The organism is Parabacteroides merdae ATCC 43184, assembly GCF_025151215.1.
GTDB lineage: Bacteria > Bacteroidota > Bacteroidia > Bacteroidales > Tannerellaceae > Parabacteroides > Parabacteroides merdae.
Map to the genome: position 1 here is coordinate 3,540,656 of NZ_CP102286.1, position 23,137 is coordinate 3,563,792.

General features: G+C 45.6%; 17 protein-coding genes and 1 pseudogene. 17 read left to right on the forward strand and 1 reads right to left on the reverse strand.

The window, feature by feature from the left end; genetic code table 11:
• The first annotated feature begins 67 nt into the window (after nucleotides 1–67).
• From NQ542_RS14495 to NQ542_RS14520, 6 genes are all read left to right on the forward strand, one after another.
• Nucleotides 68–3,226, forward strand: a complete 3,159-nt coding sequence (locus tag NQ542_RS14495) for a DUF5107 domain-containing protein (RefSeq protein ID WP_005639685.1) — start codon at nucleotides 68–70, stop codon at nucleotides 3,224–3,226.
• A 276-nt stretch (nucleotides 3,227–3,502) separates the two neighbouring features.
• Entirely contained in the window at nucleotides 3,503–4,315 is an 813-nt protein-coding gene (locus NQ542_RS14500) for an alpha/beta hydrolase (protein WP_005639689.1), read from the forward strand.
• Between the two features lie 12 nt (nucleotides 4,316–4,327).
• Nucleotides 4,328–6,103 carry a hypothetical protein gene (locus NQ542_RS14505; protein ID WP_005639691.1) on the forward strand — a complete coding sequence of 592 codons (1,776 nt, stop codon included), beginning with the start codon at nucleotides 4,328–4,330 and terminating at the stop codon, nucleotides 6,101–6,103.
• A 26-nt stretch (nucleotides 6,104–6,129) separates the two neighbouring features.
• Nucleotides 6,130–7,014 carry a hydroxypyruvate isomerase family protein gene (locus tag NQ542_RS14510; RefSeq protein WP_005639694.1) on the forward strand — a complete coding sequence of 295 codons (885 nt, stop codon included), beginning with the start codon at nucleotides 6,130–6,132 and terminating at the stop codon, nucleotides 7,012–7,014.
• Between the two features lie 10 nt (nucleotides 7,015–7,024).
• On the forward strand, nucleotides 7,025–8,161 hold the full coding sequence (locus tag NQ542_RS14515; RefSeq protein ID WP_005649812.1) for a glycoside hydrolase family 43 protein: 1,137 nt from the start codon (nucleotides 7,025–7,027) through the stop codon (nucleotides 8,159–8,161).
• A gap of 106 nt (nucleotides 8,162–8,267) precedes the next feature.
• Nucleotides 8,268–9,167 carry a YitT family protein gene (locus NQ542_RS14520; RefSeq protein WP_005645231.1) on the forward strand — a complete coding sequence of 300 codons (900 nt, stop codon included), beginning with the start codon at nucleotides 8,268–8,270 and terminating at the stop codon, nucleotides 9,165–9,167.
• 414 nt (nucleotides 9,168–9,581) lie between these two features.
• Here NQ542_RS14520 and NQ542_RS14525 read toward each other — a convergent pair whose 3' ends face one another.
• Nucleotides 9,582–12,398 carry a M16 family metallopeptidase gene (locus NQ542_RS14525; RefSeq protein WP_005639703.1) on the reverse strand — a complete coding sequence of 939 codons (2,817 nt, stop codon included), beginning with the start codon at nucleotides 12,396–12,398 and terminating at the stop codon, nucleotides 9,582–9,584.
• A gap of 196 nt (nucleotides 12,399–12,594) precedes the next feature.
• Here NQ542_RS14525 and NQ542_RS14530 point away from each other — a divergent pair, with 196 nt between their 5' ends.
• The 11 genes and pseudogenes from NQ542_RS14530 (at nucleotide 12,595) to NQ542_RS14580 (ending at nucleotide 23,063) form a co-directional block, all read left to right on the forward strand.
• Nucleotides 12,595–14,031, forward strand: coding sequence for a Gfo/Idh/MocA family oxidoreductase (locus NQ542_RS14530; protein WP_005649815.1), 1,437 nt, complete (start codon nucleotides 12,595–12,597; stop codon nucleotides 14,029–14,031).
• A 152-nt stretch (nucleotides 14,032–14,183) separates the two neighbouring features.
• The gene (locus NQ542_RS14535) at nucleotides 14,184–14,912 is read left to right on the forward strand and encodes a DUF4271 domain-containing protein (RefSeq protein WP_005639714.1); all 729 of its coding nucleotides are present in this window, start codon (nucleotides 14,184–14,186) and stop codon (nucleotides 14,910–14,912) included.
• Nucleotides 14,909–15,676 carry a uroporphyrinogen-III synthase gene (locus tag NQ542_RS14540; RefSeq protein ID WP_036608063.1) on the forward strand — a complete coding sequence of 256 codons (768 nt, stop codon included), beginning with the start codon at nucleotides 14,909–14,911 and terminating at the stop codon, nucleotides 15,674–15,676. The genes NQ542_RS14535 and NQ542_RS14540 overlap by 4 nt, the downstream gene beginning before the upstream one ends.
• A complete protein-coding gene (rnpA, locus tag NQ542_RS14545) occupies nucleotides 15,666–16,052 on the forward strand; it encodes a ribonuclease P protein component (RefSeq protein ID WP_005639719.1) in 387 nt (128 codons plus the stop codon). Before NQ542_RS14540 ends, rnpA begins: the two co-directional genes overlap by 11 nt.
• A complete protein-coding gene (gene yidD / locus NQ542_RS14550) occupies nucleotides 16,052–16,273 on the forward strand; it encodes a membrane protein insertion efficiency factor YidD (RefSeq protein WP_036723952.1) in 222 nt (73 codons plus the stop codon). The genes rnpA and yidD overlap by 1 nt, the downstream gene beginning before the upstream one ends.
• Nucleotides 16,274–16,276: 3 nt before the next feature.
• On the forward strand, nucleotides 16,277–16,909 hold the full coding sequence (locus NQ542_RS14555) for a TatD family hydrolase (protein WP_005639724.1): 633 nt from the start codon (nucleotides 16,277–16,279) through the stop codon (nucleotides 16,907–16,909).
• A 97-nt stretch (nucleotides 16,910–17,006) separates the two neighbouring features.
• Nucleotides 17,007–18,299 carry a tyrosine--tRNA ligase gene (gene tyrS, locus NQ542_RS14560; protein WP_005639725.1) on the forward strand — a complete coding sequence of 431 codons (1,293 nt, stop codon included), beginning with the start codon at nucleotides 17,007–17,009 and terminating at the stop codon, nucleotides 18,297–18,299.
• Nucleotides 18,300–18,631: 332 nt separating this feature from the next.
• Nucleotides 18,632–20,940: pseudogene (locus NQ542_RS14565) on the forward strand (family 78 glycoside hydrolase catalytic domain); the annotation flags it as partial.
• 99 nt (nucleotides 20,941–21,039) lie between these two features.
• Entirely contained in the window at nucleotides 21,040–21,279 is a 240-nt protein-coding gene (locus NQ542_RS14570; RefSeq protein ID WP_229055947.1) for an alpha-L-rhamnosidase C-terminal domain-containing protein, read from the forward strand.
• Nucleotides 21,280–21,532: 253 nt separating this feature from the next.
• Entirely contained in the window at nucleotides 21,533–22,021 is a 489-nt protein-coding gene (locus tag NQ542_RS14575) for a pyridoxamine 5'-phosphate oxidase family protein (RefSeq protein WP_005639730.1), read from the forward strand.
• A gap of 136 nt (nucleotides 22,022–22,157) precedes the next feature.
• On the forward strand, nucleotides 22,158–23,063 hold the full coding sequence (locus NQ542_RS14580; RefSeq protein ID WP_005639732.1) for a serine O-acetyltransferase: 906 nt from the start codon (nucleotides 22,158–22,160) through the stop codon (nucleotides 23,061–23,063).
• Nucleotides 23,064–23,137 lie beyond the last annotated feature (74 nt).

A 23,137-nucleotide genomic window follows, 5' to 3' on the forward strand; every position in this document is an offset into this window, starting at 1 on the left:
TCCTTTTCTCTTTTTGGCCTATTTGATTTCAATTTTTTATTTGACATAATTTTTTAGCATAATAGATATGAAAAGTATTTTTATTTTCTTTTGCTTGATGATAATGGACTCTTTATATGCACAACATGAACGAGCGTCTGTTACAGAAATGGTACAGAATATGAAAACTTATCCTTTTTCAGATCCTGATCCAGTCGCTAACCCTTCCGACATTTTCTATCCTTATTTTCGTTTTGATGGTTTTTCTGAAAAAAGTATAGATAAGGAATGGAAGGTTGTTTTGCTTGAAAATGATTATATATGTTTGACCCTTTTTCCCGAAATAGGAGGAAAAATATGGGGAGCTTTTGATAAAGTTTCTAAGAAGGAGTTTATTTATAATAATCATGTGGTGAAATTCCGTGATATTGCAATGCGAGGGCCTTGGACGTCTGGTGGCATTGAATTTAATTTTGGTATTATCGGACATGCTCCGACAACAAGTACTCCAGTTGATTATCTGACGAAGAAAAAAAGTGATGGAAGTGTTAGTTGTTATATCTCTTCCTTTGATTTAATTACTCGTACATTTTGGACAGTTGAAGTTAATTTACCTAAAGATAAAGCTTATTTCACTACGAAAACAACATGGTATAATAGTTCGTCGATTGACCAACCTTATTATCAGTGGATGAATGCAGCTTATAAAGCAGAAAGGAATGCTCAGTTTTGTTATCCGGGAACAAATTATATTGGTCATGGAGGGGAACTTCATTCTTTTCCATTCGATGAACAAGGGCGTGATATATCTTGGTATGAAAAGAACAATTTCGGAAATTCGAAATCTTATCATGTCTTAGGACAATATAATGATTTTTATGGGATTTATTGGCATGATGATGATTTCGGTTCTATTCATCATGCTAACTATGACGAGAAATTAGGTATGAAAATATTCCTTTGGGGATTATCTCGTGAAGGAGAGATATGGAAAGATTTGTTAACCGATACGGATGGGCAATATATAGAACTTCAGTCTGGTCGGATGTTTAACCAACCAGCCTCGAATAGTTGTTTTACGCCTTATAAGCATACGGCTTTTAGTCCTCAAGCAACAGACACTTGGATAGAATATTGGTTTCCAGTAAGGAATATTAAGGGTGTATCCAAAGTTAGCAGTATAGGAGCTTTGAATGTATTAAAAGAAAAGAATTGTTTAAAATTATATTTTTCTCCCTTGCAACAGTTATCGACAACAGTAAAGTTGTATGAGGGTGAACAAGAGATTTATTCAACTTTTTTTAATTGTGATGTTTTAGAAACTTGGGAAGATTCGATTCCATTTAAAAGTAGGGGTACATGTGGAAGATTAAAGGTGGTAATAGGGGATAATCTATTAGTTTATTCGGAAGAAACTTCTGATAATGTAACAAATCGTCCCAAAGAACTGCCTGCTGACTTTGATTGGAATTCCGCGTATGGTCTTTACATACAAGGTGAGCAGTGGATGAACCAGAAAGTATATGACAAAGCAGAAAAGTATTTAACTGCTTCTTTAGAAAAAGAGGCTTATTTTCTTCCAGCTTTGACGAGTTTGGCTTCATTGTATTATCGTCAAGGACGTTATGAAGATGCATTGTTTAATTGCCATATAGCTTTAAGTGTCAATGCTTATGATGGTTATTCTAATTATTTGTACGGTTTGTGCAATATGGCTTTAGGTAATGAAACGGATGCTAAAGATGGTTTTTCTGTCGCTTCATATTCAATTTCTTTTCGCAGTGCTGCTTACGAAAAGTTAGCAGAAATGTTTTTGATTGCTTGTGATTGGAAAAAGGCTGAACATTATGCATTGAAAAGTAAGGATTTTAATCAACAGAATTTAAAGGCGGATCAGGTTTTGATGATTGCATATCGAAAGATGGGACAGATGAATAAGGCGAAAGCGGTTATTGATTCTTTGTTGGATGATCTGCCATTATATCATTTGGCTCGTTTTGAAGATCTTCTGTTAGGAACATTTAATGAGGCTAATAAAAATAGTTTTGCTTCGTTGATTCGTAGTGAATTGTCTTTTGAGACATTCATGGAAATGGCAGAGTGGTATGAAACCGTAGGATGTAAAGACGAAGCTTTGATATTATTTTCTTTTATAGATGATTATCCTATTGCTAATTATAAGAGAGCTTGGCTGTTATATGAAAAAGGGAATATATCGGAAAGTCTGGAGATGTTGGATAGAGCAAATGAATTGTCTCCTGAATATATTTTTCCATTCCGTTCTTCTACGATAAAGGTTCTGGAATGGGCTAAAACACTTCGGCCGAATTGGAAAATCGATTATTACGAAGGTTTAATATATTGGGCAAATCAGAATAAGGAAAAAGCATTGGAGCTGTTTGATAATTGTGGGGAAGTAGAGTATGCTCCGTTTTATTTAAGTCGTGCTTCTTTAAAAAAAGGAGAGGGGCGTTTAATGGATTTATTAAAAGCAGAACAAAAAAGGATATCTTGGCGCACAGGTTTCGCTTTGATTAATTATTATGTAGCAGATCATCTGTGGGAACAAGCTGTTGAAGTCGGGGAAAAATATATGAAACGGTATCCATCAAATTATTATATAGGATTGAAATATGCAAAATCTTTATGTGAAATGGGGCAATATAGCCAATGTATATCTTTATTGAATAAAATGTCGGTTCTTCCGAACGAAGGTGCATACGAAGGACGTGCTGTTTATCGAGCTGCTAATTTATATCGAGCTATAGAACAACTGAATCTTGGAAATTATGAATCGGCTATGAAAAGTGTGGAAGATTCTAAAAAATGGCCGGAAAATTTAGGAGTCGGAAAACCTTATGATAATATGATTGATAATCGTTTGGAAAACTATCTGGAAGCGAAAGTTGCAAAAAAACAAGGAGATAGGCAGAAAGAACTGGAAATTTTATCATTGGTTGCAAATTATAAATTTTCAAGAGAGTATTTCGAATCAGGGAATTTATTGAGTGCATTGGCTTTACAGGAATTAGGAAAAGTTTCAGAAGCGGATGATATGGTTAAAATTTGGAGTATTAGGTTCCCGAATGATCAAAAAGTTCAATGGTGTACGGCTATTTATCATAAAGAATATGATAAAGCTATAGAGTGCCTTAAATCTCGAAAAGAACAGATTGATTCTACCCCTTGGGAAAACTCATTCTATGATTCAAATTTTGATTTGCTCGTCCGTTTATTTGGGTTATAAAGTCAAGTGAAAAGTATAATGCTTATATCCAGAATAGCCCTGAAGTTCTAAAGTTTTGTAGAATGACATTTATAACTTAACGGTATTGGTAGACTATTAGTAAAGGGAGTGAATTGGCAATTTAATTGTGATAATGATTGATTTCGTTTTTGTGGAAAAACGGATTTTGATGCAGTCGTCCAGTTTTTTTCTCCGGTTTATCATTAGTTCTTACTTTTTTCGTTACATTAGCACCTGTTTTTAATAACTCAGTTAATGATTAAGAATTAATACCTTATGAAACACATTCTTTTACTTCTCTTATCGTTCTTTGTACCCGTGGTATGGGGGCAGCAGGTAGAACAGTTCAAGCTCTGGCCGGATAAGCCGGAAGCGGGCGAGGCGGAAATCTTTGTTTATCATCCGGCGAAGGGCGGGAAAGCGGCGCCGGCGGTGCTGATATGTCCGGGTGGCGGATATAGAGGGCTGGCGATGAATCATGAAGGGCATGATATGGCGAAATGGTACGCTTCGAATGGGTTTGTTGCAGTCGTTTTGAAATACAGGATGCCGGAAGGTGTACATACGATCCCGCTGAGCGATGCGGAGAAAGCGATGTCTGTTATTCGGGGCAATGCAGCCAAATGGAACCTGGATGCGAATAAGGTCGGAGTGATCGGCTCGTCGGCAGGCGGACATTTGGCAGCTTCACTCAGTACGCTTGCAGCAGATGCCAACCGGCCGGACTTTGCAATCCTTTATTATCCGGTGATCAGCTTCGATAATATGACGACACATGGCGGTTCCAAGAAGAACCTTTTAGGCACAGATATCGAGAATAAGGAGTTGGTAGACCGCTATTCCTTGCAGAAACAGGTGGATGATAAGACACCGAAGACTTTGCTTCTGCTGAGCGATGACGATCAGACCGTTCCGCCGTTGAACTCTATCCTTTATTATACGGCGCTGAATGAACACCATATCCCGGCTTCTCTCTATATGTTCCCCAGTGGAGGACACGGTTGGGGATTCCGGTATGACTTCACCTACTATCAGGAAGTGAAAGACCTGATACAGAAATGGCTTACCTACATAAAAATCACAGATTAATCTACCGATATCATGAAACCGATTACGCTATTGTTGGCAGCAGGCTCCCTGCTGCTGAGCGCACAAGGACTTTCCGCACAGACGGACGGTTCTGGGAAAAAGGAATATTGGAATGCAAATACCCTCTTGATCCCTTATCGGCTGCCACCTGCTCCCGCAGGGTATAAGCCTACCTATATAGACTTGGACGGTGACGGTGATCCGGATATCCTGCGTACGGTGACGGCCAACGGCATTCCGGTGCAATGGATCGATGACGACGACGATATGCAGTACGGCGATCTGGAGGGAGATACCGATAACGACTGCCTGATGATAGACCGTAATAAGGACGGTGTCTACGGTGGTTACGGCGACCTTATCATCGACTGGGTGGGCGAAGATGAAGACGGTAATCCGGCCATGCAGGTCGTAGTCGACAATATCCCCGAAGCAAATCGGATGAAGACCGGCAACGGACATTATATGTGGGTGGTGGATACGGACAAGGACGACGTGTTCAACTATATCGACTGGAACACGTTCACCCTCCGCTGTTGGATACATAACGGCCTGTCGGATTTCTACGAAGATTATAACGGGAAGAGCACTTTCATGAAGATACACAGCACGACCGAACGTGTGAACGATGTCCGTATGAACTGGGAAAACCCTTTCCTGTTCTATGATCCCGACAATGACGGGCTGACAGAGATGGCGATCCGTTTCTGCGACTCTCCCAAGATCGTGAAAGAGAACGGACAGGCAAATTCCGTCCTCTCAGGTGATATCGACTGGGTTTCCGTCTCGATGGATACGGATAACGACAATGCGCCGGGCAATGAGTTCGATTTCGATATGACCATTCATTTTACAGGTCCCGGCTTCAACTACGAAAACCAGAAACATATCAACAAGAACCTGCGCGGACTTCCCGAAGCCGATACATTCTTCCTCGATGCCCGTTGGCGTAAGCTTCCGGAACTGTTATATCCGGATCATGACGCTGCTTGGGATTTGACGTTCAAGGAAGGTAAATGGGATAAGGTCTGGTTTACCTACGATGAGGACGACGATTGCAACCGTTGGGAACGCGTGGAGTTGTACCAGCCGCGGGATCCGTTCAAGGTAGGAAAGAACCAAGGCGGAATAGACAATAACGGACAGGCTGATCCGGCGGGTGACCGGGGTGAATGGGATGAGGACAATTCCGGCCACGGGCAGTTGTATGTCAGCCCGATAGACGGCAAGATCCACCTGTACGGAGCCGAATGGGGTTGCTGGCGCATCGACCAGAATGCCCGTTACTATCAGGGAATGGGCGGAATCTATGACGGTTACGGTCCGAAACGTATCGAGACCGAGCCGACCGTGTTTCCGACTGTCAAATATACGGATACGGACAATAACGGCTTCTTCGACCTGATGGAATTCGACCTGGATGGCGACAAGGTGTTCGAACAACGCCTTTCCATGAAAGAACTGGGGCTGGACGACCGTTGTCAGGTGATCAATACCGCTTCCATGAAGTACGAAGATTTTGTCGATCTCGAATCGAAAGTCTCCGATGCCATGTGGAAGAATGCCGAGAAAGCGGTCGAAGTGGCAAAAACCAAAAAACTGAATACCAAATGGTATGCTTTGATGTTGCAGCCGAAATCCATTCGCGAACGCTATCATTATGGTTTTTGGTTGCAGTTCTATCTGTACAATGACCTGAAAGATTTGGCCGAACGGACAAACGACAAGGCGTTGGCAAGCGTAATCGACAAGGCTTATTTGCAAGGCAAATGGGAGCTGATTAAATAATTTATTAACGTAAGAACAAGAATAGTATGAAAAACATTTCGAGAAGAACCGCCATTAAGACGGTGTTGGCCGGAAGCGCAGCGATGGCTGTATCCGGTATGGAAGCAGCAGCTCCCGCAAAGAAGAAGAAAGTGGAGAAACCGGAGCCGCTGAAAGGCAATATCCGCCATTCTGTAAGTAAGTGGTGCTTCGGCAGTTATCCGTTGGATGAATTTTGTGAGATTTGTAAAAACATAGGAATCGAATCGATAGAACTGCTCGACCCGAAAGACTGGCCTATCGTGCAGAAACATGGTTTGACGGTTGCGATGGCGCAGGGTGCGGGCTTAGGTATCGACAGGGGGTTCAATGATCCCAAGTTGCATGACGAGCTGGTTGCCAGTTATGAACAAGTCATTCCGATGGTGGCCGAGGCCGGGCTGACGAACCTGATCTGTTTCGCTGGGCGCCGGAACGGTGTGACCGACTTGCAGGGGTGGGAGAACTGCGAGAAAGGCCTGAAACGTCTGATGCCGATAGCCGAAAAGTATAATGTCGTCCTCACGATGGAGCTTCTGAACAGTGTCGGTCATAAGGATTACTTGTGCGACCATACCGTTTGGGGAGCGGAACTGTGCCGCCGTATCGGTTCGCCGAACTTCAAGCTGTTGTATGATATCTACCATATGCAGATCATGGAAGGAAACGTGATCGAGCATATCCGGAAATATCACCAGTATTTCTCTCATATCCATACCGGAGGCGTTCCCGGCCGTGCGGAGATCGACGAAACGCAGGAACTCTACTATCCGGCTATCATGAAAGCGATTGTGGAAACCGGCTATAAAGGGTTTGTCGGACAGGAATTTGTCCCGAAGCAGGAAGACAAAATCGCCTCGCTTGAGAAATGTATCCGTATCTGCGATGTATAAACAGCCAAGTATGAAACGAATTGCTATTTATCCTCTGCTGTTGCTCTTCGCTTTGTGCGGATGTAAAGGGAAAACCGGGACTTCACAGGCCGGGAATGTTTTTAAACCCGGTGAAATCTGGCCGGACAATAACGGCGTGCACATCAATGCTCATGGCGGCGGTATGTTGCAGCAGGGCGATACCTATTATTGGTTCGGCGAGCATAAGACAGAAGGCGAAGGGGGAAATGTAGCCCAGGTCGGCGTTCATTGCTATTCTTCCAAAGACTTATATAACTGGAAAGACGAAGGAATCGCTTTGTCTGTTTCGGATGACGAGTCGAGTCCGATCGTGAAAGGTTGCATTCTGGAGCGGCCAAAGGTGATTTTCAATAAAAAGACGGGTAGGTACGTGATGTGGTTCCATCTTGAACCGAAAGGCGCCGGTTATACGGGAGCCAAAAGCGGTGTGGCTGTCAGCGAAAAGGTTACAGGACCGTACAAGTTGTTGTCTGCCGATCGTCCGAACGCCGGTTTCTGGCCGAAGAATGTGTTGGATATCCATAAAGGTCCGGTTCCCGAAGAATCGAAGAAAGGTTTCGGTGGAGGTGGTCTGCCTGCCCATCCTGACACGTTGAACCTGCTGGGACGCGATTTTGAGAGCGGGCAGATGGCACGTGACATGAACCTGTTTGTCGACGACGATGGAAAGGCTTATCATATCTACGCTTCGGAGGATAACAGCACGTTGCATATTTCCGAGCTGACGGACGATTATACGGCTTGTTCCGGTAATTACGCCCGTTTCTTTGTCGGTCGTTTCATGGAAGCGCCTGCCATGTTCAAGAAAGACGGCAAGTATTATCTGATCATGTCCGGCTGCACCGGCTGGGCGCCGAATCCAGGCCGTTCCGCTGTCGCATCTTCTATCTGGGGGCCGTGGAAAGAGTTGGCGAATCCGTTTGTGGGAGCCGATTCGGAAACCTCTTTCCACTCGCAGAGCACTTATGTGCTGCCTGTTCCCGGCAAGCCCGGACAGTTCATCTACATGGGAGACCGCTGGACACCGAAGAACGCCATAGACGGCCGTTATATCTGGTTGCCTATCCGTTTCGAAGGCGAACAGCCGGTTATCGAGTGGCTGGACGAATGGGGAATTGAGAATTGACAATGGATAACTGCCAATCGGGAAGGGAATGATATTTAATTGTCAATTCTCAATTCTCAATTGTCAATTGTTTTGTACTTTTGCAGCCGCATAAAACAAACGAAGAATGAAACCAACATTGTCAATGAACTCTAACCATGTAATGGTCAGAGAATTAAAGGACTACCTGATGATCGCCTTAGGTATGATCTTTTATGGAATCGGGTGGACTGTTTTCCTGTTGCCAAACGATTTGCCTTCCGGGGCGGTTCCGGGTATTGCCTCTATTGTCTATTGGGGAACGGGCTTGCCTGTACAATACACTTATTTTGCCATTAATGCTTTGCTATTATTGCTCTCGCTGAAGATTTTGGGTTGGAAGTTCAGTATGAAGACGGTGTATGCCGTTTTCGTCCTGACGTTTTTCCTTTCCGTGATACAGCGTTTGACATCCGGGCTTCAATTGTTGCACGACCAACCGTTTATGGCTTGTATCCTGGGGGCTATCTTTTGCGGTAGCGGTATCGGTTTCGCTTTCACTGCGAACGGGAGTACGGGAGGTACGGATATTATTGCAGCGATTGTCAACAAATACAGGGATGTCAGCTTGGGGCGTATGATTATGTTCTGCGATATGATCATCATCGCGTCCAGCTATTTTGTGCTACACGATTTGGAGAAGGTTGTTTACGGGTATGTGACGCTGTTTGTCACAGGGTATATGATTGACCAGGTGGTTAACAGCTCTCGCCAGTCGGTCCAGTTCTTCATTATTTCCAGTAAATATGAGGAGATCGGTAGGGAGATTAATGCTTTGCATAGAGGTGTGACTGTGATCGACGGGACCGGGCTTTATACGGGAAAGCAAGTGAAAATGATGTTTGTCTTGGCAAAAAAGAGCCAGTCCAATACGATTTTCCAAATCATCAATGATATTGATCCGAGGGCTTTCGTTTCGCAAAGTGCCGTTATCGGTGTATACGGGGAAGGATTCGATCATTTCAAAGTGAAGAAGAAAACTAATTGACGCTTTGTTCAGAGTGCTTCTATGTCCATGTCCATACTCTTTTTTCGAGATCCTCTGTCACTCTATCACTAACAGCTTTGCAAGCATTGGTAAACATGATACACAGGAGTGATACATGCCGGATTCATGTATCACTCCTGTGTACTTATGTATCACATCTTACTCATGCTTTGTAAAACATACAGTCTTTTTTTACTTAGCAAGTATCTTGATTACAACAGATTGGTATGTAATCTTCCCAAACATCCGGGTGTCGGAGCCATGAACATCCGGATGTCGAGGGCGGCAACATCCGGGTGTATGAAGCCTGAAGATGGGCGTGTTCCTGTACATTTCCGCTTGCTTTTCACTTTTTTCCTGCTTGTTTTCTGTAAAAATGTACCTTATGTAGGCGTAATAACTTCTGCAAGGCGGTTACGGCTCCATTACCACTTCGATCCGGTTGCCCTGTCCTAACAACTTTTTGGCAAAAGCTTGAATCTTGGCTGGCGTGATGCCTTTTATCGTTTCTTCGTATGCTGTCTCGCCGTTGAACCCGCGGAAGTAATAATTATCCAAAGTCGTCAGCCAGTAAACATTCTCCTGCAGGTTCTCTGTGTGGCGCTTCAGGATATTGTCCTGGCTCTTCTTGAAATCTTCGTCGCGCGGGCCGGATTTGACGATGTTATCCAGTTCTGTCCGGACGATAGCGTTCATCTTTTCCCGTTTGGCCGGATCCGTATCGAAATAGGCTTGCAGGAATGTCTGCCCTTCAGGGAAGGAAGAAATCTGTGCGGAAGTCTGTACTCCATATGTCCCGCCTTCGTCCTCGCGTACCTTTTCCATGTAGACCAGATCGAGAATCTGCTTTAACATAGTGGCGGTGAGGATGTTTTCAAGGTTATATTCCATCTTGCCGGACCAGAAGTTGACAACCGACGCTTTCGGTGTTTCCAGAGCGCGTTTGAAGATATTCGTGTATTCGCCCTTGCGGATAGCCGGTACTTCGGCGGGATTGGCTTTTTCGGCACGTCCTTTGACCGGGAGTGTCGCCAGATATTGTTCTACAAAAGGACGGATACTGTCTGTGTCGATATTTCCGACGAACGTAAAGACAAAGTCTGAAGCGTCGGCAAACCGTTCTTTGTACATCTCCATGATGCGTGGGTAGCTGATCTGCTTGAAGTCGTCGGCCGTGATGCGGGCGGCACGCGGGTTATTGTCGTAAATCGCCTTTGTCAGTGTGTCGCTGAACGCCACCATCGGGTTCAGTTCCAGGTTTTTCAACTGTGCGATCATACGGTTCTCGAAGGATGTATAAGCCTCTTCGTCCATGCGCGGAGCCGTGAAATAGAGATAAACCAGCTCAAACAATGTCTTCAGGTCGGCAGGAGCGGCATAACCGTTTACGTTTTCCGTATTCAGGCCGATGGAAGGAGAGCAGGAGACTTTCTTTCCTGCCAATACCTTGTTCAGATCGGTTGCCGAGAAATTGCCGGCTCCGCCAAGCGTAATGACATCGTTGAATACTTTCAGGTTGTCGATATCTTTCGCTCCGAACAAGGTGCTGCCACCGGGGCTGGTGGCCGTCATCAGGATCTCGTCTTTCTTGAAGTCCGTATGTTTCAGTACGACCTTGATACCGTTGTCGAGTGTCAGGACCGTCGCGCCGAACAGCGGGTCCGTTTTCATCTCCCTGATCTTTCCCGGAGCGGGCAGTTCGGGGATCAGCGGTTCGTTGGAAACAGTCTCTTCATAGGGTTTGACCGGTAATTGTTGCGCCTTGATAAAGTCTTCCAATAATTGGGCCTCGGTCGGATATTTTATGTCTGCCTTGTCAGGGCCGGTCAAGCCGATTACGATATTCTTGTCGCCGATCAAGCTCTGGGCGTATTGGTTCACCTGCTCGATCGGGATTTGCGGTGCGATCTGGCTGATTAGCTGATATTCCGTTTCTATGCCCGGAATGTAACCACCGTCTGTAAAGTGGCGGACATATTCGTTCGTATAAGAGCGGTTCTTTTGTTTGTCGCGGTCGTTGAACAGCGATTCGTATTGTTTCAGGACATTGATACGGGCGCGGTCATATTCGGAAGCCGTGAAGCCGTACCGTTTCACCCGTTCCGTCTCCGTCACAAGCGCGTCGAGCGCCTTGTCGATCTCACCTTCCTTTACCAGGGCGGCAACCGTGAAAGCGCCTTTTGTCTTGGCAATCATGAAATCTCCGTCCGAAGCCTGGGCGGCGACAAAGGGAGGATCCGCTTTTTGCATCATCTCGGCAAAGCGTTCGTTTATCATCGTTTCGACGACATTCTCCATATAGTCCTTCATCAATCCGGCGGCGGTGGCATACAGCTCTTTCGGCATCTTGTCGTGCTTATAGAATATGGAAAGGATCATATTGGAAGCCTCCTTGTCCGTAGCAATGGAAACAAGCGGTTTATCATTGTCCGCCACTTCCGTATATTCCCGTTTGGCCGGATTTACCGGAGCCGGGATATCAGCAAAAATACGTTTTACGGCCGCCTCCACCTTGTCTACATCTATATCCCCTACAATGATAATGCCCTGCAAGTCGGGGCGATACCATTTTTTATAATAGTCGCGAAGCTCGTCCGGCTTGAAGTTGTTGATCACGTCGATCGTGCCGATCGGCATCCGGTATGCATATTTGTTGTCCGGAAACATTTTCGGCAGTTGCTGTTCCCAGATACGCGCCTGGGCATCCTGTCGCGTGCGCCATTCCTCCCGGATCACGCCCCGTTCCTTTTCGATGGCCGTATCTGCGAGGGTGATGAAGCCCGACCAGTCGTGCAGGATCAGCAGGCAGGAGTCGACAATGCTCTCGCGAGTGACCGGAGCGTTCATGATCATGTAGACCGTTTCGTCGAAACTTGTATAAGCGTTGAAGTTCTCACCTCCGCGCATCCCGATGCTTTCGGTAAATTCATCCATGCCATGCCCTGGGAAGTTCTTTGTTCCGTCGAACGCCATGTGTTCAAGGAAATGGGCCAGTCCGCGCTGGTTCTCGTCTTCCAGGATCGATCCGACATTCTGGGCGATAAAGAAATCCGCACGGTCTTTCGGCTGTGCATTGTGTCGGATGTAATAAGTCAACCCGTTATTTAGCTGTCCGTATCTTATTTTCGGGTCTATGGGCAAGGGTTGTATTTCCGGTTGCTGCGCTGCCAAACGGAGGGAGGCTAGTATCCAAAGGAAACATCCGATGGATAGAATCTGTCTGATCTTCATATCACTTATATTCTTATTTAAAAGTCGACAAATGTATATAGTTTTTTGTTACAACACCCATAAACCGGAAAACGTTTGCTAAGATTTAGGAAAAAACTTCTGAGAAAGCTTTTATGTAAGAAAAAAATATCTATTTTTGTGAGGTTGTTGTTTTTATGTGCACGCAAACATTAATAATTTATCTAATATATTTACCATGAAATCTGAAGATATTTCACGTCGCTCGTTCCTGAAACGGGCAGCCGCCCTTTCAGCTGCGGCAGCAATTCCTTCTTTTTGGATTCCGTCTAAGGCCAATGCCATGCCGGGTGTTCCTTTTGTCAGTGCCAACGAAAAAGTGAGAATCGCTTTTATCGGTATCGGTAACCGTGGAGGCGAGATCGCACAGGAACTGTATAAAACCGGTTTGTGCGAAGTGGTTGCACTTTGTGATGTAGATATGGGTGCACCTCATACTCAGAAACTTATTTCCATGTTCCCGAAAGTTCCGCGTTTCCAGGATTTCCGCCAGATGTTCGACAAGATGGCCGACAAGATCGATGCTGTTACAGTCGGTGTACCTGATCACGCGCATTTCCCGATCACGATCGAGGCAATGGCTCATGGAAAACATGTATATGTGGAAAAACCGATGGCCCGCACCTTCCAGGAAATCGAAGTGATGATGCGTGCCGAAAAGAAATTCGGTGTCGTTACCCAGATGGGTAACCAGGGACATTCCGAAGCCAACTACTTCCAGTTCAAGGCATGGAAAGAAGCCGGTTTGATCAAAGACGTCACTGCTATAACAGCTCACATGAACTCTCCGCGCCGTTGGCATAACTGGAACCCGAACATCACGCACATGCCGATGGGTGAACCAGTTCCCGAAACATTGGATTGGGACACTTGGTTGGGTGTTCGTCCGTTCCACGAATATAATCATGACTACCATTTGGGACAGTGGCGTTGCTGGTACGATTTCGGTATGGGCGCATTGGGCGACTGGGGGGCTCACATCATCGATACCGCACACGAATTCCTGGATCTCGGTCTGCCGACGGAAGTAAACCCGTTGTATCTGAAAGATCATAACCCGTTCTTCTTCCCGATGTCTTCCCGTATCCTGTTCAGATTCCCGGAAAGAAAAGAAATGCCGGCTGTCGATATTACCTGGTATGACGGTCTGGATAATATTCCTCCTGTTCCTGAGAACTACGGTTCTTCCGATGTCGATCCGAATATCCCGACGGTTGCCGGTGGCAAACTTCAGTTGGCAAAATTGAACCCGGGTAAGGAAATCTATACGAAGACTTTGACATTCAAGGGTGGTTCTCATGGTAGCACCTTGTCTGTGATTCCTGATCAGGTAGCCAAGGATATGAATCCGAAGTTGCCGGAATATCAAAAGAGCCCGTCCAACCACTACGCAAACTTCCTATTGGCTTGCCAGGGCAAGGAAAAGACTCGTTCTCCGTTCTCTATCGCAGGTCCGTTGAGCCAGGTATTCTGTCTCGGCGTGTTGGCACAGCGCATGAACCGCAAGATCGTGTTCGACCGCGACACGAAGCAGATCGTGAACGATCCGGTTATGAACCAGATGCTGGTTGGCGAAATGCCGCGTAAAGGCTGGGAACAATACTACAATATTTAATGACGTCGGTAGGGGCGAGGTCTACTCGTCCTCTCATAAAGATAGTTTCTAAGATCGTTATTCATAACGGTTGATTGTTTGAGAAGGCAAGCTTGTCGGGTAAGCTTGCCTTTCTTTTTTGATTATCTTTGCACCTGTAATACGCAGGGAACATGAATATATTTGAAGGATATGTGGGCATTCGCTTATGGGACGGGCAGTTGGTGGATGATGTCATCTTCTCCCTGCTGTTATTCCTGTTTATTGTCTTTTCCTTTGTGTTCCGGACGAATTTCCAACTGTTTGTGAAGATGCTGAAAGATGCTTTTCTCGTGAAGGAAAGGCAGAATCTATTTGACGATGTAATAGGGAAGAGCATATTCTTTTTCCGCAATTTTATGACATTCCAAGTCTTGTTCCTTTCAAGTATCGCCCTGATTGCGGTCGGCAGGATATACGGATTTGTGAATTATGCGGAATGGCAGGCGGTTTTATCGGCGATCGGAACGGTTTTTTGTGTTTTATTCCTGTTTTATCAGTTTAAACAATGCTGTTATTACCTCCTGGGCAGCGTGTTTTCCGACCCAGATAAGTATAAGTTATGGAAGACGAGTTATAATGCTATTATGGGGATTTGGGGAGTATCTTTATACGTTCCGGTGTTGTGGTTGGTGTTTGTCGGGACATACGTAACTATACCGATAGTAATGTTTTGTATTCTCTATATTTTGTGTCGTTTTGTAATAATTTATAAGACAATACGGATATTTCACAAGAAAAGCACTGGTTTATTGTATATAAGTTTGTACCTTTGCGGCCAAGAAATTTTACCTCTGGTATTTTTGTACGAAGGTATGGTTTATTTGTATAACTTTATCGAGACAAGTACTCTATGGCATTGAACATCAAAAAGTTGCTGGTATCACAACCGAAGCCTGCATCCGAGAAGTCCCCGTATTTCGACATTGCAGAGAAGTATGGAGTTGAGATTGACTTCCGTCCATTCATTAAAGTAGAACCTCTTTCATCTAAGGAGTTCAGACAGCAGAAAATTTCTATTTTGGATCATACGGCTGTTGTTTTCACGGCCCGTACGGCGATCGATCATTTCTTTCACCTGTGTGAGGAGCTGCGTGTTGCCATTCCCGAAACGATGAAGTATTTCTGTATGACTGAGGCCATTGCCGTATATTTGCAAAAATATATTGTGTATAGGAAGCGTAAGATCTTTTTTGGACAGACCGGAAAGCTGGATGATCTGGTTACAGTTATCGGCAAACATGCAAAAGAAAAATATCTTGTGCCCGTTTCCGACGTGCATAAAGATGATTTGTTAACTATGTTGGAAGCGAAAAAGATTTCTTTTACGAAAGCTGTTATGTACCGCACCGTAAGCAATGATTTCTCTAAAGACGAGAAATTCGACTATGATATGCTGGTATTTTTCAGCCCTTCGGGAATTTCCTCTCTGTTGAAGAACTTCCCGAATTTCAAACAAGAAGATATAAAGATCGGATGTTTCGGCCCGACAACAGCCAAAGCGGTGAAAGAGGCCGGTTTGCGCCTGGATGTGGAAGCGCCGACTCCCGAAGCTCCGTCTATGACGGCTGCCCTGGAATTGTATCTGAAAAAAGAGATGGGTAGTAACAAAAAGAATGGTAAATAGAAGGTATACCCTTTCAAAAGAAGAACGTCTGTCGTGGAAACGTTACATTGACCTGTTGTTTGCAAAAGGGCAATCGTTTGTGGCGTTTCCACTGCGGGTCGTTTATTTAGCGGTGGAAGAAGAGACATTAGCTCCAGTGTCTATCTTGGTGAGTGTTCCCAAAAAAAAATTCAGGCGTGCCGTAAAACGGAATCTGATCAAACGTCAGGTTCGCGAAGCCTATCGGGTACGCAAATATGATCTGATCGATCCGCTGACGGGAAAAAACAAGCGTATGCTGGTTGCTTTCCTTTATTTGGACAAGGAAATCCATCCTTTTGCCGATATGGAAAAAGCCATGACAAAAGCATTGAACGTACTTCGCGACAAGGCATGATAAAGCGTTTTTTTACTTTCCTTCTGTTGTTGCCGGTCTATTTTTATAAATATTGTATTTCTCCCATGACGCCGGCATCGTGCAGGTACACGCCTACTTGTTCCGAATATGCCGTGCAGGCTCTCAAAAAACATGGTCCGGTAAAGGGATTGTATTTAGCAGTCAAACGCATTCTTCGCTGCCATCCCTGGGGAGGAAGCGGATATGATCCTGTACCGTAAAGTATGGTTTATTACGATATACATACTCACCATTTGCCCGTTCATCCGGAAGATGCCGCTATAGTTAACAGTTTGGTTCCTACGTTCGATGTGGAAACGGGGTTGTTCCGTTCTGTCGGCATTCATCCCTGGTATATATATAACGTGGAAGAACAGCTTGCCGAATTGAAGCGGCAGGTCTCATTTCCGGATGTAGTGGCTATTGGAGAAACGGGCTTGGATAAAGGTGCGGAAGCTCCGTTGGACTGTCAGCGGGAAATCTTTAGGGCGTCGGCCTCTCTTGCCGAAAATGCCGGCGTCTTTTTAATCATTCATTGCGTGAAAGCTTGGGACGAACTGATAGCCTCGAAAAAAGAACTAAAGCCCCGTGTACCGTGGATTATACACGGTTTTCGTGGTAATGCCACATTAGCCGGGCAACTTATCCGACAGGGTTTTTACCTCTCCTTTGGCGAGTATTTCAACCCCGGAGCCGTACGTGAAGCATGGCCCGGCCGTTTGTTTGCCGAAACGGACGATCGCGAAATCGATATCCGAACTGTCTACCGGAACCTTTCGGTTTCCTTGAATCTCCGGCTTGAACAGTTTGCCGGACAGGTTGCCGAAAACGTCCGCGACATCCTTCATCTACCTTAAATCATTGTTATACCCTAATTTTCAATTCTCAATTCTCCATTTTCAATTATAAAGTCGTACCTTTGCCCGCATTCAATTAATACTATAATCTAAAACGATGAATTTTGTTGAAGAATTAACATGGAGGGGCATGATCGCTGATATGATGCCCGGAACAGAAGAACAGTTGCAAAAAGAGATGACTTCTGCTTATGTAGGTATTGACCCGACGGCTGACTCATTACATATCGGTCACCTGGTATCGGTTATGATGCTGAAACATCTCCAACGTGCAGGACACCGTCCTATTGCTCTGGTCGGCGGAGCTACCGGTATGATCGGAGACCCTTCAATGAAGTCGGCGGAACGTAATCTGCTCGATGAAGCAACGCTTCGTCATAACCAGGATAGCATTAAGAAGCAGTTGTCCAAGTTTTTGGATTTCGATTCGGACGCGCCTAATGCTGCCAAGTTGGTAAACAATTACGACTGGATGAAGGATTATTCTTTCTTGAATTTTATCCGCGATATCGGTAAGCATATCACTGTTAACTATATGATGGCTAAAGAATCCGTTAAAAAACGCCTGAGCCGCGAATCTTCTGTCGGTATGTCGTTTACGGAATTCTCTTACCAGTTGCTTCAGGGATACGATTATATGTATCTGTATGAACACGAAGGCTGCCGCTTGCAAATGGGAGGAACCGACCAGTGGGGTAACATCACGACCGGTACGGAGCTGATCCGCCGTAAGTTGGGTGGTGAGGCTTTTGCTTTGACCTGCCCGTTGATTACGAAAGCCGACGGAGGCAAGTTCGGCAAGACTGAGTCTGGCAACGTTTGGTTGGATCGCCGTTATACATCTCCTTATAAATTCTACCAGTTCTGGCTGAACGTGAGCGATGCCGATGCTGCCAAATATATCAAGATCTTTACCGATCTGCCCAAGGAAGAAATTGATGCCCTGATCAAAGAACAGGAAGAAGCACCGCATCTCCGTCCGTTGCAGAAACGTTTGGCAAAGGAAGTGACGGTCATGGTTCATTCCCAGGAAGATTACGATGCTGCCGTCGAGGCTTCCAATATACTGTTCGGAAACTCTACATCGGAAGCATTGAAACATTTGGATGAACAGACATTGTTGGATGTGTTCAACGGTGTTCCCCAGTTTGAGGTTTCCCGTGAAGAATTGAGTGCCGGCGTTAAAGCGATCGACCTGTTCACTGAAAAGGCGGCAATTTTCCCGTCGAAAGGCGAAATGCGCAAGTTGGTTCAGAGCGGCGGTATTAGTGTAAACAAAGAGAAACTGACGGATCAGGATATGGTTATCGACTGCTCTTCCCTGTTGGATGAGAAATATTTGCTGGTTCAGAGAGGTAAGAAGAATTACTATTTACTGATCGTAAAATAAGAAACTGTTTGGATTTTTTACAAAAAATGCTTGCAAGGTAAGATTTTATTCTTACCTTTGCATTGCTTTAGATAAAGCGCCGGATTGTCTCATGGTGTAATGGTAGCACTACAGTTTTTGGTTCTGTCTGTCGAGGTTCGAATCCTCGTGAGACAACTCACAGAACAAAAGGGTCGGAATGAAAGTTCCGGCCCTTTTTGATTTTATGGCGGGAAATCTTTCTTCTTGTATCATTTCTGCATGATTAATTCTCAAATTTGTAAGTGGCGGATGACGGTATATCCATATATTTGTGCATTGGATATCATGGAAATTCAGTTGATCTTAATGTTATGAAGTATTATTGTCTGTTACTCTCTTTCCTTTGGGGATTTGTGTTTTTTGTTTCGGGACAGGAAAGAATATCTGTCTGCAATCTTCGGTGTGAATATCTGGAAGATCCGGTTGCAGTGGAGAATGAAAAGCCCTTGTTGAGTTGGCAGTTGCAATCCTCCGGGCAAGCGAAAAGTCAGACAGCCTACCGTATCCTCGTGGCAAGCTCTCCTTCTTTGCTAGCTGAAGGAAAAGCGGATTTTTGGGATTCCGGGAAAATAACATCTTCCCGTTCCAGCCAGGTAGGATATGAAGGGAAACCGCTTGATTCCAGGCAAACGCTTTACTGGAAAGCGATGGTTTGGGATGAAGCGGGAGAGGCTTCGCCTTGGAGTGAAACAGGGAGATGGACGATGGGATTGTTGGAACCGTCTGATTGGACAGCCCGGTGGATCGGCAACCGGGAAGACGCTTATCCCGACTCGACGTTGACTACTCCGGCTCCTTATTTCCGTAAAACATTCCGGATAAACAAGCCGGTCAAACAGGCGAAAGCCTATATATGCGGACTGGGCTTTTATGAAATGTACCTGAATGGCGAAAGGGTAGGCGACCAGGTATTGGCTCCCGCCGTTACCAATTTCGATCGTCGTCCGCTCAAAAAGATGTTGTATTTCTTTGATGATCAATCTAACCAAAGGGTTCTCTATAATACGTTCGATGTCACGTCTTTGGTGCAGAAAGCGGAGAATACGGTTGGAGTTCTGTTGGGAAACGGCTGGTATAACCAGCGTGACCGGACGGTGGAAGGTTGTATGTGGTACGATACACCCCGGCTGTTATGCCAGTTGGAGATAGAATACACTGATGGATCGACGGAACTGGTTGTTACGGATGATAGCTGGAAAACAACGACCGGCCCTTTACTGCATGACGCCATATTCACAGGTGAAGAATATGATGCCCGGCTAGAGCTGGACGGCTGGAACCGGAACGGGTACAAGGATTCTTCCTGGAAGAAAGCCCTTTTGGTAAGGGCGCCGAAGGGCAGTCTGCATGCTCAACTTGCCCCTCATGAGAAAATTATCCGGATATTGCAGCCGGTAAGCTGCGAACAAAAGGACGATTCTACTTATTGGTATGCATTTCCGGAGATGATTTCCGGCTGGGCGCATATAAAAGTGCAAGGCAATGCCGGTGACCGGATCAAGCTTCGTTTTGTCGGAGAGGAAAAAAATGATTTCGGACAAGTGGACCTCTATACGTTGCGGGGCGGTGGAGTGGAACAATGGGAACCGCGTTTTACCTGGCACACGTTCCGCTATATCGAAGTCATATCCCGACAGGTCAGGATGAACAAGGAAAGTCTGGTTGCAAAAGTCGTGCATACCGATCCGCAGCCTGCCGGAAGTTTCAGTTGTTCGAACGAATTGTTTAATAAGATCAACGAAGTCTACTTGCGGACGCAGAAGAATAACTTTCACGGCAGTATCAGCAGTGATTGCCCGCACCGGGAACGGTTGGCTTATACTGGAGACGCGCAGGTGGTCGTGGAAAGTTCTATCTTATCTTTCGATATGACGCAGTTTTGCCGGAAATGGTTTGACGATATGGGGGATGCCCGGAATCGGAAGAGCGGTTATGTTCCGCATACCGCACCCTTCGGTGGTGGAGGAGGCGGTCCGGCATGGGGATCGGCTTATGTGATCATGCCCTGGGCCTATTATTGTTATTATGGCGATACGGTTTTGTTGAACCGTCATTATGAAGGTATGAAACAATGGGTTGCCTATCTGGGAACAAGGACCGACGCCCGTGGAATCATCGTCCGGGAAGAGCCGGATGGCTGGTGCCTGGGGGATTGGTGTGCGCCGGGGAAGAAGATGGAGCTGCCCGAACCGTTGGTCAATACGGCTTATTACTATCATTCGGCAGACTTGATGTCGAAGGTTGCGGCTGTCTTAGGGAAAGAGGAAGACAGACTGCACTTTGACCGGTTGTGCACACGGATCAGGCAGGATTTCAATACTGTCTTTTTCAACCCGTCGACCTATCATTATTGGGAAGGGCGACAAGGTGCGGATGTATTCCCGCTGGCTTTCGAATGGTGCCGGAAGGTGAAAAGGAAGCCGTGTTCAACGCTTTGCTCGCTCATTTGGATAGTATAGGAAATCATTTTGACACAGGTATCATGGCAACGCCTTTGCTCTTGAAAGCATTGAGTGATAACGGACGTGCCGATATTGCTTTCCGGTTGATGAACCAGCGCGAGATACCGGGGTTCGGGTATGTGATGGATGACCGTTATTCTTGTTTATGGGAGCGATGGGAAGGAAAGGCATCCCGTTGCCATCCGATGTTCGGCAGTGTGGTGGCTTGGTTTTACTGGACACTTGCCGGAATCCGTTATGATGAAGCGGAGCCGGGTATGAAGCACATTGTCATTGCTCCTCAACCGGTGGGCGGCCTCATTTATTGCAGCGGATCGTATCAATCCCTGTACGGTCCCGTCCGCTCGGACTGGCGGATAGAAGCGGATTCGTTTGAGTTGACAGTCGAGGTACCCGTCAATACGACTGCCACGGTTATCTTGCCGGACGGCAAGATATACAGAAATGTCGGATCGGGCATCCATCGGTTCGCGTCGCCCCTTATGTCGGATCGTTGAACCAGATAGAAGGGAAAATTCCTCATCCGGCAGTGCTTATCGAGGTCAGTTTCTTTTATTTGTTGGGTGTTGGTTGTGAAGTGCAGTCTTTAAACTGACAAAGAACCTTTGCTATGATATTATGACATGCCGATAGGAAAATGAGAATGACCTTTCTGTTTTTGTAGGAGGATGCGACAAATATATCCTGCGAGAGCATCTTGAAAAAGATAAAAAACTTGTATGTTTGTAGGGATAAAAACAGAAATGCGAAATGAAGACATTAGTACATACCGACAAAGAACTGATTGAAGCGACCATTAAGAAGTGTGATATCTGTTATGTGGGACTGGCCGATACGGATGGGACTCCCTATGTATTGCCGATGAACTTTGGCTATCGTGATGGTGTTATATACCTGCATTCGGCACAGGAAGGACGGAGTATTTCCATTTTGGAACGGAATCCGCGTGTCTGCATTACATTTAGCACGGACCATGATCTCGTTTTCCAGCATCCGGAGGTCGCTTGTAGTTACCGGATGCGCTCCAAGAGCGTGATTTGCTGGGGTGAAGTCCACTTTGAAGAAGATTTCGATAAAAAAACGGAAGCTCTGGATATCATTATGAAACAGTATTCGGATAAGGAATTCCGCTATTCCGATCCGGCTGTGAAGAATGTCAAAATATGGATTGTGGAAATGGACGAAGTGACCTGCAAGGAATTCGGGGCACCGCATAATAAGCTGAAAATTGGAAGTTAAAAATTGAAAATTGACGTTGCCGGGTGGTTTGTCTTTTTGGATAAAGCGTTGTATGATGGGCAAATAATTGTCAATTGTCAATTGTTAATTGTCAATTTCTTCTTACTTTTGTTGCCAAATATGATATTGCTGAATAATGGGATTGCAAAAGCATAGCAAGGTCTTGAATGATACAGTTGAGATGCTCTCGGACGAGGGGTCTTACCATCAACTGTTTCATGCTTACCGCGATGAAGAGGCGCTTCCTTCGGGTGAGGTGCTGAAAGAGATCATAGATTTATGCCGGGCAATCCTTTTCCCCGGTTATTACGGGAATGCACGGATCAGCAAGCAGACCATCCGTTTTCATACCGGCGTGAACGTCGGAACGTTGCATACGCTGCTTTCCAAGCAGATTTATGCAGGGCTTTGTTTTGCTGATACTGCCTGTGTTTCTTGTCCCGAAGAAAAGATCCTTACCGAGGCGGAAAAACTGTCGGAAGCCTTTATCCGTACGCTTCCCGAAATGCGCGCCTTGTTGGCGACGGATGCCGAGGCTGCTTTCAACGGTGATCCTGCTGCTCAGAACATCAACGAAGTTATTTTTTGCTATCCCGGTTTCCGGGCTGTCTGCAACTATCGTATTGCGCACCAGCTATACCGGTTGGGCGTTCCCTTTATTCCCCGCATGATTACTGAAATGGCCCATTCGGAGACAGGTATCGATATCCATCCGGGGGCGGAGATCGGACACTATTTCTCGATTGACCACGGGACAGGAACCGTTATCGGTGAGACCAGTGTTATCGGGAACCACGTCCGTATCTTCCAAGGAGTCAGTCTGGCAGGAGAGAAACTGCCGCCTGACGAAAACGGGAATGCGATACGCGGTGTGCCGCGTCATCCGGTGTTGGGCGATCATGTGACTGTCTATTCCAATGCCACATTGTTAGGGCGTATTCGTATTGGCGAAGGAGCTACGATCTGTGGCAACGTCTGGATCACGGAAGATGTTCCGGCGGGAGCAACCGTGAGCCAGCAGACAATTAATAAAGTCAGTTGACTGCCAGTGAAGTCATAGAACAAAGAATAATTAATAATTAAAATAGAATTACTAATAAACGATGAGGAATCATT